This is a genomic window from Shewanella sp. ECSMB14101, from assembly GCF_000773485.1.
GTDB lineage: Bacteria > Pseudomonadota > Gammaproteobacteria > Enterobacterales > Shewanellaceae > Shewanella > Shewanella marisflavi.
Genome location: NZ_JSFF01000021.1, coordinates 18,359 through 34,985 on the forward strand (window position 1 = coordinate 18,359; position 16,627 = coordinate 34,985).

10 protein-coding genes and 1 tRNA gene are annotated in these 16,627 nt (G+C 48.9%); 4 read left to right on the forward strand and 7 right to left on the reverse strand.

The annotated features are described in order from the left end of the window. The first annotated feature begins 70 nt into the window (after positions 1-70). The 3 genes from dnaG (at position 71) to NY07_RS14765 (ending at position 4,042) form a co-directional block, all read left to right on the forward strand. Positions 71-1,798 (forward strand): DNA primase, encoded by a 1,728-nt coding sequence (dnaG, locus tag NY07_RS14755; protein ID WP_033540120.1) that lies wholly within the window; start codon positions 71-73, stop codon positions 1,796-1,798. 126 nt (positions 1,799-1,924) lie between these two features. Beyond that, positions 1,925-3,763, forward strand: a complete 1,839-nt coding sequence (rpoD, locus tag NY07_RS14760) for an RNA polymerase sigma factor RpoD (RefSeq protein WP_140946930.1) — start codon at positions 1,925-1,927, stop codon at positions 3,761-3,763. 202 nt (positions 3,764-3,965) lie between these two features. Continuing rightward, positions 3,966-4,042 (forward strand) — tRNA-Ile (locus NY07_RS14765). A gap of 64 nt (positions 4,043-4,106) precedes the next feature. Here NY07_RS14765 and NY07_RS14770 read toward each other — a convergent pair. Both NY07_RS14770 and NY07_RS14775 read right to left on the reverse strand, forming a co-directional pair. Beyond that, positions 4,107-4,574 carry a response regulator gene (locus NY07_RS14770; protein WP_052125775.1) on the reverse strand — a complete coding sequence of 156 codons (468 nt, stop codon included), beginning with the start codon at positions 4,572-4,574 and terminating at the stop codon, positions 4,107-4,109. A 32-nt stretch (positions 4,575-4,606) separates the two neighbouring features. Then, positions 4,607-8,119 carry an ATP-binding protein gene (locus tag NY07_RS14775; protein WP_052125777.1) on the reverse strand — a complete coding sequence of 1,171 codons (3,513 nt, stop codon included), beginning with the start codon at positions 8,117-8,119 and terminating at the stop codon, positions 4,607-4,609. Between the two features lie 247 nt (positions 8,120-8,366). Here NY07_RS14775 and NY07_RS14780 point away from each other — a divergent pair, with 247 nt between their 5' ends. Beyond that, positions 8,367-10,811 (forward strand): EAL domain-containing protein, encoded by a 2,445-nt coding sequence (locus NY07_RS14780; protein ID WP_033540122.1) that lies wholly within the window; start codon positions 8,367-8,369, stop codon positions 10,809-10,811. A gap of 224 nt (positions 10,812-11,035) precedes the next feature. Here NY07_RS14780 and NY07_RS14785 read toward each other — a convergent pair whose 3' ends face one another. The 5 genes from NY07_RS14785 to NY07_RS14805 form a co-directional block, all read right to left on the reverse strand. Continuing rightward, positions 11,036-12,322 (reverse strand): NAD(P)/FAD-dependent oxidoreductase, encoded by a 1,287-nt coding sequence (locus NY07_RS14785; RefSeq protein ID WP_033540123.1) that lies wholly within the window; start codon positions 12,320-12,322, stop codon positions 11,036-11,038. A gap of 97 nt (positions 12,323-12,419) precedes the next feature. Further along, positions 12,420-13,247, reverse strand: coding sequence for an ABC transporter permease subunit (locus NY07_RS14790; protein ID WP_033540124.1), 828 nt, complete (start codon positions 13,245-13,247; stop codon positions 12,420-12,422). Beyond that, on the reverse strand, positions 13,244-14,152 hold the full coding sequence (locus NY07_RS14795) for an ABC transporter permease subunit (RefSeq protein ID WP_033540125.1): 909 nt from the start codon (positions 14,150-14,152) through the stop codon (positions 13,244-13,246). The genes NY07_RS14790 and NY07_RS14795 overlap by 4 nt, the downstream gene beginning before the upstream one ends. A gap of 10 nt (positions 14,153-14,162) precedes the next feature. Beyond that, entirely contained in the window at positions 14,163-15,299 is a 1,137-nt protein-coding gene (potA, locus tag NY07_RS14800; protein ID WP_033540126.1) for a polyamine ABC transporter ATP-binding protein, read from the reverse strand. Between the two features lie 101 nt (positions 15,300-15,400). Continuing rightward, on the reverse strand, positions 15,401-16,501 hold the full coding sequence (locus NY07_RS14805) for a polyamine ABC transporter substrate-binding protein (protein ID WP_033540127.1): 1,101 nt from the start codon (positions 16,499-16,501) through the stop codon (positions 15,401-15,403). Positions 16,502-16,627: the final 126 nt, after the last annotated feature.

Sequence of the window (16,627 nt, forward strand, 5' to 3'; positions counted from 1 at the left end):
TGCCTACGCACGGCTTGTTTGTTTCTACTCTTTCGGTTTAATTTCGCGAAAAGGCGGCATTTATACAGCAATGGCGATACCTCGTGAGTTTATCAATGAGCTTGTAGCTCGCACCGATATAGTCGATCTTATCGATGCTAAGGTCCCCCTGAAAAAGGCGGGCAAAAATCACTCTGCCTGTTGCCCCTTCCATAGCGAAAAGTCACCCTCATTTACTGTTAGTCGAGATAAACAGTTTTACCACTGCTTCGGTTGTGGTGCCCATGGTAATGCCATCGATTTTGTCATGGAATATGAGCGACTGGACTTTGTCGACGCCATTGAAGAGTTGGCCGGCCGTTTGGGTCTGGATGTACCGAGAGAGAAAGGCACGGGTAAACGCCGTGACGAAGGCTTAAGCCGGGATCTATACCAATTAATGGAAGAGGCAAGTCGCTTTTTCCAAAATCAGCTTAAGCAACATACAGATAAACAAAAAGTACTCGATTATCTCGAGCATCGTGGCCTGTCAAACGAAGTAATAGAACACTTTAATATCGGTTTTGCCCCCGAGGGTTGGGATGGCCTGCTCAGCCGTTATCGCCAGAGTCAGGATGCCCAGGACAAGCTACTGACCGCGGGCATGGTGATCGAAAACGAGGGTGGCAAACGCTACGACAGATTTCGTGATCGCCTTATGTTCCCCATTCGGGACCGTCGTGGCAGAGTCATAGGATTTGGCGGCAGGGTCTTGGGCGATGGTAAGCCAAAGTACTTGAATTCGCCTGAAACGCCCATATTTCATAAGGGCTATGAACTCTACGGCCTGTATGAACTCAAACAGAGACACAGGGAGCCGAATCAGATCCTGATTGTTGAAGGCTATATGGACGTCGTAGCACTGGCACAATTTGGGGTCGACTATGCAGTAGCATCGCTGGGCACCTCAACCACAGCGGATCAATTTCAGCTGCTGCTACGCAGTGCCAAAGAGGTCGTCTGTTGTTATGACGGCGATAAGGCCGGCACCGAAGCTGCTTGGCGCGCATTGGAAACTGCCCTGCCACTGCTCAAACCAGGCGATCAGGTCAAGTTCATGTTTTTACCTGAAGGTGAAGACCCTGATTCACTGGTTCGCCAAATTGGCAAACCAGCTTTTGAACAGCTTATCGAAAAGGCAAAACTGCTGCCCGAGTTTCTGTTTGACACCTTAGCCACGCGCTATGGCACAGATAAGGGCACCCTGGCCAAACAAGCCATGAGCCTGATTGAAAAAGTACAAGACACTGTGCTACAGAGTTTACTGCTGGAAAATCTGGCCTATAAACTCGGCATGAACAGTGCAGAAGAATTGCAGCGAAAACTGGGCTTCAAACGCATTGATGCGAAAAAGCCTCTGCAAAACAAAGCGCTCAAAGGACGCGGTACCCCATTGCGATTAGCCATCGCCCTGTTGGTACAGCACCCGCACCTAGGCAATAACCTGCCGGTGCAGCCAGCGCTAAAACATATCAAGATGGCGGGCATAGATTTGCTCACCCTCTTACTCGACAGAACTCGCGCAGAGAAGGTTAACAGCGCACAACTACTTGAACAGTTCAGGGGCGATGAACAACTCGCCACCTTGAAGAAACTAGCCCAATGGGAGCATCAAGTGGCGGATGAAAACCTTCAGCAAGAGTTCAAAAAAGCCCTGATATGGTTGAATAATCAATATATTGAGCAACGTTATCAGGAATTGAGCTTAAAACAGCACCATACTAAAGAAGAGCGGATGCAACTTAAAAAGCTCATAGCAGTAATCCAAGGACAAACTTAGAGCATAATTTATCTCGCAAAAGTAAACACTTGGACTAGCACAGCACAGTGCACACGGCTATAATTGACGATTTGCGCGGCACTCGTTGCCCGTCGTTGTAACAGTTACCCAACTTGGATGATATCTATGGAGCAGACTCCGCAGTCGCAACTTAAATTGTTGCTTGCCAAAGGTAAAGAGCAAGGTTATTTAACCTATGCAGAAGTGAATGATCACTTGCCTGCAGATATGGTCGATTCAGATCAGATCGAAGATATTATCCAGATGATTAATGACATGGGTATTCGCGTCTATGAGCAGGCGCCGGATGCCGATGAGATCATGATGTCTGAAGACAGCACCGATGAAGATGCTGCCGAAGAAGCTGCCGCAGCACTGGCTACGGTTGAAGCTGAGCTAGGGCGTACCACAGATCCCGTACGTATGTACATGCGTGAAATGGGTACGGTTGAACTTCTGACCCGCGAAGGCGAAATCGTTATTGCCAAGCGAATTGAAGAAGGGATCAACACGGTTCAAGCCTCTGTAGCCGAATATCCTCAAGCGATCGCCATGATCCTTGAGCAATATGATCGCTATGAAGCTGAAGAAGTCAGACTATCAGACATTATCTCTGGATTTGTTGACCCCAACGCTGAAGATGTTGCCCCAACGGCCACTCACATCGGCTCGGAACTTTCGGATGACGATCTCGACGACGAAGACGATGACGAAGACGAAGATGACGATAGCGATGAAGACGATTCGCCAAAGGGACCGGATCCAGAAGAGGCGCGAGAGCGTTTCACTCAGCTACGCCAGGCCCATGAAAACGCCCTGAAAGTGATTGAGCAGAAAGGACGCGAGCACCCTGAATCGACCGCAGCCCTATTCCAGATCGGTGAAATCTTCAAAGAGTTCCGCCTGGTACCTAAGCAGTTTGACCGCTTAGTTAAGAGCATGCGTGAAATGATGGATAAGGTGCGTATTCAAGAGCGTCTCATCATGAAGCTATGTGTTGAACAAGCTAAGATGCCAAAGAAAAACTTCGTTAAGGTTTACACCACTAACGAAAGCAGCATCGAATGGTTCAACGACGAGATCACGGCCAAGAAGCCTTATTCTGAAGGCCTGCAGATGGTGGCAGAAGATGTACAACGCTGCCGTGCTAAACTCGATGCTATCGAGAATGAAACCGGTCTGGCAATTGCGGCTATTAAAGATATCAACCGTCGTATGTCTATCGGTGAAGCCAAGGCTCGCCGCGCTAAGAAAGAGATGGTTGAGGCTAACCTGCGTCTGGTTATTTCTATCGCCAAGAAGTACACCAACCGTGGTCTGCAATTCCTGGATCTTATTCAGGAAGGTAACATCGGCCTGATGAAGGCGGTGGATAAGTTTGAATACCGTCGTGGTTACAAGTTCTCGACCTATGCGACATGGTGGATCCGTCAGGCGATCACGCGTTCGATTGCCGACCAGGCCAGAACCATTCGTATTCCGGTTCATATGATCGAAACCATCAACAAACTTAACCGTATCTCTCGTCAGATGCTACAAGAAATGGGACGCGAGCCTTCACCTGAAGAGCTGGCCGAACGTATGTTGATGCCGGAAGACAAGATTCGCAAGGTGCTGAAGATTGCCAAAGAGCCTATCTCAATGGAAACCCCTATCGGCGATGATGAAGATTCGCATTTAGGTGATTTTATCGAGGATACCACCCTCGAGCTGCCATTAGACAGCGCTACAGGTGAGAGTCTGAAGAATGCGACCCACGAAGTGCTTGCCGGCCTAACGGCTCGCGAAGCTAAAGTACTGCGTATGCGTTTCGGTATCGACATGAACACAGACCACACCCTAGAGGAAGTGGGCAAGCAGTTCGATGTGACCCGTGAGCGTATTCGTCAGATTGAAGCTAAGGCACTGCGTAAGTTACGTCACCCTTCTCGCTCAGAGATCCTTAAGTCTTTCTTGGATGAATAAGCCAGATTGACCTGAGTTCTTTCTCGATGAAAGCCAGCCCTAGGGCTGGCTTTTCTATTTTTCAACCAACAGCGAAAGCTGATTGAACAACAGATAAGCAGTTGAATTCAAAGTTTAGAATTCTTGCCAAATCAGTGGTGACAAGCGCTTTTAAACCTCGTATACTTCTTTGCGCTTTCGATAGTGACGACTATCCTAAGTCGGCCCCTTAGCTCAGTTGGTTAGAGCACACGACTCATAATCGTTAGGTCCACAGTTCAAGTCTGTGAGGGGCCACCAATTTAAAACAAAAAAGCCTGCATCCTATGCAGGCTTTTTTGTTTCCCATTTTTGCCACTCTTTTTTAATCCGGATCCTTAGCACTCTTCTCCGGCTGTAACATAGACTTCAACAGCTCAGATTGGCGTTTCAACATCAGCTGATTATTCACTCTCGCCTGGGTGATCACCCCATTGATCGGCTTGTGAATAAAATCAACGCCCCCTAACTCAAAACCGCGCATCTCCTGCTCCTCATCGTGATGGGCCGAAACAAACACTACGGCAATTCCTTGAGTATTGGGATCGGCTTTTAAGCGCTGGCACACCTCAAAGCCCGACATTCCGGGCATCTCAATATCTAACAGAATCAGATCCGGCTTAAAGCTTTGGCACAGGCTTAACGCCTCCTCGCCATTTAAGGCTGTGGCAATTTCATTGGTCAGGCTCAGCAGCTGCCGTAAAATGATGATGTTAACCTGCATATCATCGACGATCAGTATGCGTCCCTTTCGAGAAAAAACTAATGGATACAAATCATTATTTAACGCCATCGAAATCCTTTACTCCCAAATTGTACAGATGCCTACAATGACGCATTCTTCGCCTCGTTGTTGGATATAGGTTCATCTTGCAAGCGGCTTATTAAGGCTTGATAACAGGGTTTCACTCCCTTAAACAGTTGATTTAGCTTGTCACTGTTTTTCATTTTCGCCTCCGTTTCAAGGCTAAGAAACAACTCCTGCAACTGTATCGCGCCTATGCTACTCGATAGCCCCTTAAGACTGTGACTCAACTGTCTCACCTGCTCAAAAGCCTTGGCATCAATGGCAGCTTCCAGTTCATCCAATTGTGTCGGTGTGCTCTCACAATACATCTGACAGATCTCGCCAAACAGCACTTCGTTATTCATTAGGCGATTGAGCGCCTGCTTGCGATTCCAGACATACTCTTCATCCTTATTGGACAGCTGATCTGGCAATTCAGATGCCACCAGCTTAGGAGGTTTCCCTTCCCCGTCAGTGGTGGACAAAAGCCAGTCACACACCTTTTCCAATAGGCGCTGAGCCTCAATAGGCTTAGTGATGTAATCGTTCATCCCCGCCTTGATACACTTATCGCGCTCTCCCATCATGGCGCTGGCTGTCATAGCGATGATGGGGATATTGATAAACAGATCACCGGCATTCCCTGCGCGGATGGCCCTGGTACAGTCATAGCCATTGAGTACCGGCATCTGACAATCCATTAAGATGCAATCCACCCGATGCCCCTCACCGCATTGAGCGAGCTGCTCAAGGGCCTCCTGACCATTGGTGGCTTTAATAAACTCAAGCGGTAAGTCAGACAGGATCCCAATAGCCACTTCGATATTGATCTCGTTATCGTCGACCACTAACACCCGTGCGCCTTGAAGACGCTTCATCTCCTCTTCGCCTAAGCTACGCTGCTCATCCACATTTTGATATTTCTCAATCAATACCAAGCTTTTCCCACCGCCAAATTTCTGCATTAACTCGGAAAAAAGCAGCGGATTATTGAGGTATTCGAGCACGATATTATCCAGCGACTTATTTTGCTCAGCACTCTTTTGAAATGCCAACACCCGGGGGAGACTATCATGATTTTCGGCGAAGTCAGGCCATCGGCTATCGAGTTCCATCAACAAAGCGTGGCACTGTTCAAGAATAAGCACCTGAGGCAAGTTGTGCGTCTCTGTGCCCTCTTGGTTAAGGCTTTCTTTAAAGATCTCCTCGGAGACCAGCGTGCCGCCAAGCCGCGAGATTGCAGCCTCGACACAAGCCTGCTGCTCAGGATGCTCCAATAGCACGCAGCAGGGTACATCTTGGAGCACAGTTTCCGTGGCCATCAACTGATAGTCCTGCTGCCCAAGTAGCATGGAAAAGGTAAAGCAGCTTCCCTTCCCCTCCGTCGACTCGAAACTCATTTTGCCATGTAAGAGTTCACTCAACTCCTTACAGATAGATAAACCGAGTCCGCTGCCACCGTACTGAGCGGCGATGCTGGAAGTTGCCTGGGAAAAAGCACTAAAGAGCTTAGCTTGATTCTCTTTGGTGATCCCTATGCCTGTATCTGATACCTCACAGATAAACTCAAGCTCGCCCGTCTCTTTGAGTCGGCTATAGGCCTTTACCTTGATATAGCCACGGTCAGTAAACTTGATCGCGTTATTAACCAGATTGGTTAATATCTGCGAGAGCCTATGAGGATCGCTCACTACACTCTGGCAGCGCAGGTCAATCACATCTATGATGAACTCTACGCCCTTCTCTTGAACCTTTACCGCCATACTGCTACAGATACTTTCAACCAAATTTATGGGGTTAAAGCTACTGATATCCAAATCAAGTTTGCCAGCCTCAATCTTGGAGAGGTCCAAAACATCGTTAATTAAGCTAGAGAGGCCATTAACACTAACCTCAGCCATCTCCAGATAACGCTTCTGACGCTCGCTCAGCGGCTCCTTTCTCATCAAGTTTAAGGTGCCGACAATACCGTTAAGCGGTGTTCTCATCTCATGACTAATGTTAGAGATAAAGGTACTCTTCACATGGCTAGCCTTTTGCAACTCTTGAGTGCGAATGGCAACTTTCTTTTCCAACTCGGCATTGGCCTGTCGGATCTTCCTGGCGGCCTGCTTCTCAATCGAGACATCACGAAAGATAAACGCGACCCCCAGCGCCTGCTTATTTTCCCCTATGATTGGCGAAACAGAGACAAAAAACTCCCGACTTTCCCCCTCGCTGATTGGCAATTTAGCATCAAAGGTTAGAGTGTTATTGCCGTGATTAGCCTTGGCAACTAAGTCCTTCAAATCATGCTCAGGCACTAACGTCAACTCGTTAATAGAGTGCCTTTTAGCATAATCGACATCATAGCCAAACAGTAACTCCGCCGCTCGGTTCCAGTTGTTGATATGGCCACTATTACTCACCCCTATGATGGCATCTTGAGAGCCATGAATAATCGCCGCGGACTGCGCCTTCTCTTTAGCCAGCGCCATACTGTTTCGCGCACTGCGTCCCAAGATAGACACCACAAAAAGAAACAGCACCCCGATGATCAACATGAAAGAATAGACACTGACGCGCCGGCCAATAGCCAGCTCCTTTACATAGCTCCGAGGGGCCATCAAAGTGGCCGTTAGGCGCCCACTCAGGGCATCGTTTGATAAACTAATGGCTCGGTTAAAAGCATAGTAGAGCTTGTCCTCATGATAAGTGTCTACCACGAGTTCAAATTGACGTGATAACGCCTTAGCCACTTGATAATGCTTAGACCAAACCTCCTCGGGGTTAAGGTCACGGCTAAAGCGCATCTCACTATCGGGATGTAGTAAAAAATACCCCTGGCTGTCGGTCAAAATCAGTTCATAGGGTGTTGGCACAAATGCTTCAAACGTTTCCAGCAGGTTATAGGCGTTTATATTGACGATTAAGAAACCAAAGCGCTGCCCCGCATCGTCAAATATCGGTTTTGCCAGACGCAGCATAGGTCGATAGGGGTAATCAATCTTGCCAAACTCTCTATTTAGGGTGATAGGAGACGTATAGATCTCGCCTTTTTGCAGTGTCTGACTCGCCTTAAAATAGTCTCTATCGCGCTTATTTTGAAGGCTTGCATCAGGTATCACATGTATCCCTCCTGCGTGCCTGTCGACCCTCACTAGCTCCATCCCCTCGGCGTTTAGCACCCTCAACTGCTCATATTCACGATTATTTTGTAAGAAGGCGACAAAGATAGTCTCGAGGCGGCGACGCCACTGGCCGTATTGAGTGCCATCCACAGGATCGACGCCTTGATTTGCCTTTGCCCTGGACAGGCCTGAGATGGGCGGCGTCTCAAATAAAAACCGTAAACTATTGATATAACTTGTCAGCCTACCTTGCGCTTGATTATTGACCTGCTCGCTAATATCCGACAAGTTGGCGCGCACACCACCGATGACATTGCTATTTAACCGGGACTCAAACAAGACAATGATGGTCAGCGCCACCACTAAAACGGCGACTAAAGAGAGGGGAAGCAGTGAACGGGCGCCAAACAGGGATGATATTCGAGAGATCTGTCGCACCATGGAACTAACTCCTTTTAATCATCCAATGCTTCAGCCGAGGGCTACTATAATGAGGCTAACTCTTGTCCCAGATAAAGGGCTAAAAGATACCGCATATAATCAGTGAGATAATAGGCATATCCTGTCTATAACTCAGCCTAAGGTAGTATTTATACTCGTTTTGCTGCTGCGCGGTAAATTTCCTAAGTAAATTGATTATAGTCAGCTAATATAGATATAGGCGGCAGATTTGAAAAGGAATTCTTCTATGCTTTTCGGCACCGACATAGCAACCCGACAAAAAATATTAGTTGTTGATGATGAGGGGCCAAATCTACATCTCCTAGAGCAAGCCCTCACCGATCTTGCCGAAATCATCTGCAGTACTGGCGGCCAGGACGCGCTGGACAAAGCCGAGCAACACCAGCCCGCCATCATACTATTAGATATCGAAATGCCGCAGATAAACGGCTTTGAGATGTGTAAGCGGCTCAAAAACAATCCTAAAACCTGCAATAGCGCGGTGATCTTTGTCACCGCCCATAGCGAGAGCAGTTTCGAATATAAATCGCTCAGTTTAGGTGGTATCGACTTTATCAGTAAGCCTATCAATCTCGATAACTGTCGATTACGAATCAAAAACCACTTGTTACTAAAACGCCAGGAACAAGCCATCATAGAGGCACGCCAGGATATGCAGGCACTGGTGAATCAGATCCCTTCCTTTATCTCCTACTGGTCAAAGGATCTGCATAATCGTTTTCATAATGACTACAATGGCAAATGGTTTGAAATTACCCCTCATGACGCTCTGGGCAAACCCGCCTCAAACCTGCTGCCCAAAAACCTCTATGAGAAGATGCTCTCGTGCATCAACAGCGGCAAACTGAAACATCAATTTGAGGTCAGCCTCCCAAACAACCAGCATGAGATCACCGATGCCCAAGCACATCTTACGATACGAAAGCATGAGGGGCAGCTTGTAGGCCTACTCTTGACCCTGACAGATATCAGTTCCATTAAACGCGCCAAAAACCAACTCGACATAGAAAACCGTCGTTTTAAGATCATGCTTAACGCCATTGGTGATGCCGTCATTGCTACAGACTGCGATTCAATAATCACCTTTATGAACCCCATCGCCGAGCGGCTAACGGGCTGGGTATGTCGCGATGCTATTGGCCTTCACATAGATCAGGTGATGGACCAGTGTGACGCTAAGACCAAGTATCGTGGCGCCAACCCTGTGACCATAGCCATCAAAGAAAAACGCAATGTCGCCATGGCGCTCAACTGCCAGCTAACAAGCTTAGATGGCACGACCTTCCATATTGAGGATTCCGCCGCCCCTATCACAGATAGCGAAGGCAATGTCACTGGCGGTATCATGGTGTTTCACGACTGCAGCGAATCTGTGGCCATGTCACTCAAGATGAGCCATCTGGCCAACCATGATCAGTTAACGGATCTTCCCAATCGTATCTTGCTCCATGACAGGGTGAATCACGCCTGTGCGGTAGCCGACTCCTACAATATGAGTGTGGCGCTGCTGCTTATCGATATCGACCACTTTAAATACCTTAACGATTCCCTGGGTCATAGCTATGGCGATCAGGTGATAAAACAGGTCGCCAAACGCCTGCAATCCTTAATCGATCCCAATGCCACCTTAGGCAGGATAGGCGGGGATGAGTTTATCCTGCTACTGCCCTCTCTGACCTCCACCAGCCAGGTCGACTCCATCGCCACCGACATTGTCCATAGCCTCAATACGCCATTTCGAATCGAGGGCCAGGAAAATACCCTCTCGGCCAGTGTCGGTATCAGCATCTACCCCTCAGATGCCCTCAGGCCAGAGGAGTTAATGACCCATGTCGATGCCGCCATGTACCGCGCCAAAGATCTGGGCCGCAATCGCTTCTGTTATTTTTCTGAAGATTTGGAGCGTGAACTACTCAAGCGCCACAAACTGATCACCCTAGTGCGAAATGCCATCGACACAGAATCGATAGAGGTCTACTTACAGCCTAAGGTCGATTTACAGACCCAAGAGATCATTGGCGCCGAAGCCCTTGCCAGATTGCGCGATCCTAGCGGCAAGCTCATCTCCCCCCTCGACTTTATCCCACTGGCTGAAGAGACCGGGCTTATCAACCAGCTCGGTGAGATCATCTTAAAAAAGAGTTGTGTTGCCGCCAAGGTTTGGCAAGACAGAGGGAGACCTATGCAAGTAGCAGTAAATATTGCCGCCAAGCAATTTACCAATCCCAACTTCAGTGATGAAGTCGCCAAAGTGTTGGAAGAGACAGGGCTATTAAGTCGCTACTTGGAACTGGAGGTGACAGAAAGCGCCTTAATGTATGATTTTGACGAGGCCCTTGGCGTACTCAACACCCTCTCCGCCTTAGGATTAACTATCGCCATCGATGATTTTGGCACAGGCTATTCAAGCCTAAGCTACCTTAAGTTTTTCCCAGTCAATACCTTGAAGATAGATCAGTCCTTCGTCAAAGATATGTTTGAAGACGATCAGAGCCTGGATATCGTCAGAGCCGTAATTCGTCTGGGTAAGTCCCTAAAGCTTAAACTGATCGCCGAAGGCATAGAGAATAGCAAACAGCTGGAGAAGCTGATCGAACTGGAATGCGAGCAAGGACAGGGTTATCTGTTTAGTAAGCCGCTGCCCCTCGATGAGTTCAATAGCTTACTATGATAAGCATACCAGCAGATGTCACAAGCTTGACTTCACAAGCTCGACTCCACAGGTAAATGCCCTTTTATCAACGGTCTAAAATAAATACTGCCCAAGCGCATTAGGTCCTCCGAAGACCACACGCCGTGCCGCTCACATCAATGACAACCTTTCACTTTTATCCCGTGAAAAGGGTTAAGCTGACAACAAAAAGCCCGCTATATGCAGGCTTTTTGTCACTTAGGCTAAACGCCTAATTTATCACGCATAGTGTAATACCAGGCACCAATAGCCGAGAAGGGCACCTGCAACAAGTGACCACCTGGGAAAGGATAGTGAGGTAGCTGCGCAAAGGCATCGAAACGCTTAGCCTGACCATTGATGGTCTCTGCCAGAATCTGCCCCGCCAGATGGGTATAAGTCACCCCATGGCCACTACAGCCCTGAGAGTAATAGATATTACCGCCGATACGCCCAACCTGTGGCAGGCGCGACAGAGTCAGCAGGAAGTTGCCCGTCCAGGTAAAATCAATCTTCACATCTTTTAGCTGTGGGAAGGTCGCCAGCATCTTAGGGCGGATAATCGCCTCGATATCGGCAGGATCCCGGGCACCATAAACCACGCCACCGCCATAGATGAGACGCTTGTCGCCAGAAAGCCTGAAATAATCCAGCAGATAGTTACAATCTTCCACACAGTAATCTTGTGGTAAAAGCGAATGCGCCAGCTCATCACCCAAAGGTTCAGTGGTGATCACCTGAGTACCGCAAGGCATAGACTTAGCTTGTAACTCTGGCAGCAGCCCCTTGAGATAGGCGTTACCGGCGACGATAACAAACTTGCACTTCACCGAGCCCTCTTGAGTATGCACCACAGGACTATCGCCCTGATCGACGCGAATAACCGCTGAGTCTTCAAAAATCTGACCACCTAAGGATTCCACCGCATCGGCCTCACCCAGCGCCAGATTAAGCGGGTGAATATGGCCGCCACTCTTGTCTAGCAGGCCACCCACGTAACGCTCGGTATCCACCACACCGCGAATAGCGTTAGCATCGAGCATCTCCAGGTGACCAAGGTGTCCATGCTTCTCCCACAGGGCTTTTTGAGCCTCGAGGTGGCCCATCTGCTTCTTGTTCAGCGCCGCAAACACGCCGCCATCTTTCAGATCGCACTGGATATTATATTTTGCTACCAGCCCTTTGAGGATACGCCCACCTTCAAAGGCCATCTGACCAAACAGCTTGGCTTGTTCAGTCCCAACAACCTTTTCTATGGTGTCGATATCGCGGCTGAAGCTGTTAACTATCTGGCCACCGTTTCGTCCAGAGGCGCCAAAACCGACTCTGGCGGCCTCCAGTACTGTGACCTTAAAGCCCGCCTCCAGTAGATGTATCGCCGAGGAAAGCCCGGTGTAGCCGGCGCCGATAATACAGACATCCGTCTCTATGTTGTCGCTGAGTTTGTCCCGCAACTGTTTGTTATTGGCTGACGCCGCATAATAGGAATTTGCGTGAGGTGTACAGGTCATATCATTCACCCTGAATCGTTATAATTAATGGGTTGCATTTGACAGGCGCCGCGGCGCGGCGACCTGTTATCTTGAGCGAAACACGAAAGTGGCGAGCCTAGTCGCTAGCCATACGACTGCGTTTATCGGCGCGTCTTGCCATATACCAAGAGATAAAGGCGATAAGCGAAACGATCAATATGATCAAGGTCGCTAGTGCGTTGATTTTTGGCGAAACCCCCATACGTACCGAGGAGAAGACCACCATAGGCAGTGTCGTCGCGCCCGGCCCAGAGGCAAAGCTGGCGATCACTAAGTCATCGAGCGATAAGCTAAATGACAGCAGCCACCCTGCGATCAGCGCAGGCGATATCATAGGCACTGTGATATGGAAGAAGGTCTTGAGAGGCGTAGCCCCCAGATCTTGCGCCGCCTCTTCGATAGAGAGGTCCAGCTCGCGTAGCCTAGATGACACCACCACGGCAACATAAGCCGCACAAAAGGTGGAGTGGGCAATCCACACGGTCAACATCCCTCGCTCTGCCGGCCAACCCAGTAGGTCGGCCATATGCACAAACAGCAGCAACAGAGAGAGACCCGTGATCACTTCAGGCATTACCAGCGGCGCGGTGATCATGTTTGACAGTGTCATCTTGCCCCAGGAGCGAGCAAAACGTGTCATCACAAATGCCGCCATGGTGCCCAAAATCACCGCCATGGTCGAAGCGAAAAACGCCACCTTCAAACTGGTTGCTACCGCATCGAGGATCTGCTCGTCACGAAACAGTTCGCCATACCATTTAGCCGAAAAACCACCCCATACCGTTACCAGCTTAGACTCGTTAAAAGAGTAGAAGACCAGAATAAACATGGGCGCATAGAGGAAAGCCATGCCACCCCACAGCATCAGAGTGGAGAAACTCATCTTACGTAATCTGTTGCTCATATCGTCTTCTCCATACTTCTGGACTGATAACGATGGAATAAGGTAATAGGAATGATCAAGAGCGCTAACATCACGATGGCGAGCGACGAAGCAACCGGCCAATCACGATTGTTGAAGAACTCCTGCCAAAGCACCTTACCTATCATGAGCGAGTCAGGACCGCCCAACAGTTCAGGGATAACAAACTCCCCGACCACAGGAATAAACACCAACATGGAACCGGCAATCACCCCGCCCTTAGACAAAGGCAAAGTGACCTTCCAGAAGGTATTCAGGCTACGTGAGCCCAGATCCGCTGCAGCCTCTAGCAGGCTACCATCAAGCTGAGACAAGTTGGCGTACAGGGGCAAGATCATAAAGGGCAGATAGGTATAGATAATACCCACATAGACGGCAAAGTTAGTGTTCAGCATCTGAATCGGCTCAGAGATCACGCCAAGCCACATCAGCACATTATTGATCACCCCATTGTTACTCAGTATCCCCATCCAGGCATAAACACGGATAAGAAACGAGGTCCAGGAGGGCAACATCACCAAGAGGATCAACACGGTTTGGTGCTGTTTAGGCGCCCTGGCAATGGCATAGGCCATAGGGTAACCAATCAGCAGACAACCTAACGTGGTGATAAAGGCCATCTTAAGGGAGCCCAAATAGGCATTTACATAGAGACTATCTTGGAAAATCAATATGTAGTTGCCCAGGTTCAGCATGATCTGCAGTGACTCATCAGCATACTGATATAAGGCCTCATAAGGCGGAATCGACACAGCTGGCGTCGATAAACTGATCTTCAATACGATGGCAAAAGGCAAGGCAAAGAACATCAACAGCCAAAAATAGGGCACACCTATGGTCCAGCATTGCCCCTTGGGCAAGCGGAACCTCAATGATTTCTTCTTCATAACGCCCCCGTTAAGATCTCAATACAACGGCACTGGTCGCTTCCCAACTCACGAAGACATGCTCTTCCCAGGTTGGCGAGTCGGCACGGCGATCGCTGTTAGTCATGACAGACTGAATCAACTGACCATTGCTCAGACGTATGTAGTAAACCGAGATCCCCCCGAGGTAGGCGATATCTTCAACCTCCCCAGCACACCAGTTGTAAGACTCCTGGGGTTGCTCTCGGCTGATATGGGTCTTCTCGGGGCGGATAGCGACCCAAACCTTGGTGGTATCGACGCTGGTTGATACCCCGTAGCCCACATAGAAAGGCTGAGGAAGGTTGGGAGCTTTGATCACCACATGGTCAACCTCATCCTCGACAATATCCCCTTCAAACAGGTTAACACTGCCAATAAACTCAGCCACCATGCGGTTCGCCGGGCTCTCATAGATATCCATAGGTGAACCGGTCTGCACTATCCAGCCGTCACTCATAATGGCAATACGCTCGGCCATGGTCATGGCCTCTTCCTGATCGTGAGTCACCATCACACAGGTCACCCCTACAGCCTCAAGAATATCGACCACTTCCAGTTGCATCTGGGTACGAAGTTTTTTATCGAGTGCGCCCATGGGCTCATCGAGCAGTAAGAGTTTCGGACGCTTAGCCAGTGAACGCGCTAAGGCGACACGCTGGCGCTGACCGCCAGAAAGCTGGTTAGGCTTACGCTTAGCATAAGCTTCCATATGCACCAGCTTGAGCATCTCATTAACTCTTTGCTCTATCTCTTCCTTTGGCATCTTATCCTGCTTGAGACCAAAGGCGATATTTTGTGCCACAGTCATATGTGGAAACAGAGCATAAGATTGGAACATCATGTTGATAGGACGCTCATAGGGCGGCATATCGGTAATATCCTGGCCATCGAGGTAGATACGCCCCTCGGTCGGCTTTTCAAAGCCTGCCAGCATGCGAAGCAGTGTGGATTTCCCTGAACCCGAACCGCCAAGCAAAGCAAAGATTTCCCCACGATTAATATTTAGCGAGACGTCGTCAACAGCACGAACATCGTCAAATAGCTTGCTGACTCTCTCTATCTTCAGCAACACCTCTCCTTGCGTCTTTGTTGTCGGTTTATTGGTGACGCCCGAATTGCTAGCCATAATACTTCTCCACAAAAAGCACCACAGGGGGCGCCTACTGCAATATTTAGATGATCTTGATTAATTGAGGGCAAGCGCACTTGCCCTCTCGACACTCGGCATTACATGCCAGATTTAACTTTGGTCCATACGCGGGTCATCACGCGCTGCGCCTTCATTGGACGAACATCGGCCACATACAAGCGAGACAAGACTTCCGGAGTTGGATAGATAGCAGCATCGTTGCGGATCTCTTCATCCACAAGCTCTTGTGCTGGTACGTTAGGGTTGGCGTAAGCCACATAGTTGGTAATTGGCGCAATCACCTCTGGACGTAGCAGGTAGTTGATAAAGGTGTGCGCGTTTTTCACGTTTTTGGCATCAGACGGGATAGCCAACATATCAAACCATAGGTTTGCGCCCTCTTTCGGGATCGAATAGCCAATCACATGACCATTTTCAGCCTCATCGGCACGAGCCGCGGCTTGGAAAACATCACCCGAGTAACCAAATGCCACACAGATGTCACCGTTGGCTAAATCTGTGATGTAACGTGATGAGTGGAAGTAAGTAACGTAAGGACGCACCTTAGCTAAGACTTCACCCGCCTTGGTGTAGTCTTCACTGTTAGTACTGTTTGGATCCAGTCCTAAATAGACCATTGCCATTGGCAACATCTCATCGGCACTGTCCAGCAGAGAGAAACCACACTTGGAAATCTTTTCAGCATACTTAGGATTAAATACCAGCTCCAAGGAATCTAGCGGCGCATCTTCACCCAGTACTTGCTTCACTTTAGCTTCGTTGAAACCGATACCTGTAGTACCCCACAGATAAGGCACTGAGTGCTCGTTACGTGGATCGGCACTTTCGAGTTGCTTCATCAATTCTGGATTTAAGTTTTTATGGTTGCTCAGTTGCCCCATATCCAGCTTCTGGAAAGCACCGGCCTTGATCTGCTTGGCGAGGAAGTTATTTGACGGCACCACGATATCATAGCCAGAGCGACCAGACAGTAGCTTGGCCTCGACCACTTCGTTGCTGTCAAACACATCATAGATAACTTTAATGCCGGTTTCTTTTTCGAAATTGGCAAGCGTATCTTCGGCAATATAATCAGACCAGTTATATACACGTACAACCTCTTCAGCGGTCGCCATTGAACTGCTAAATACTCCAGCTGTCACTAGAGCCAGTGTTGTCATTTTCTTTAAAAGCTTCATGCTATCTCCTTGTTAGCTTGCCAGTAGTCTGATGATTACTGCCATTGCATTGCCGCTTGTGACGGCTTTCATTGTTATTATTGCCAATGCTACAGCTTACAACCGCATCGAACCTGTCTAACATTC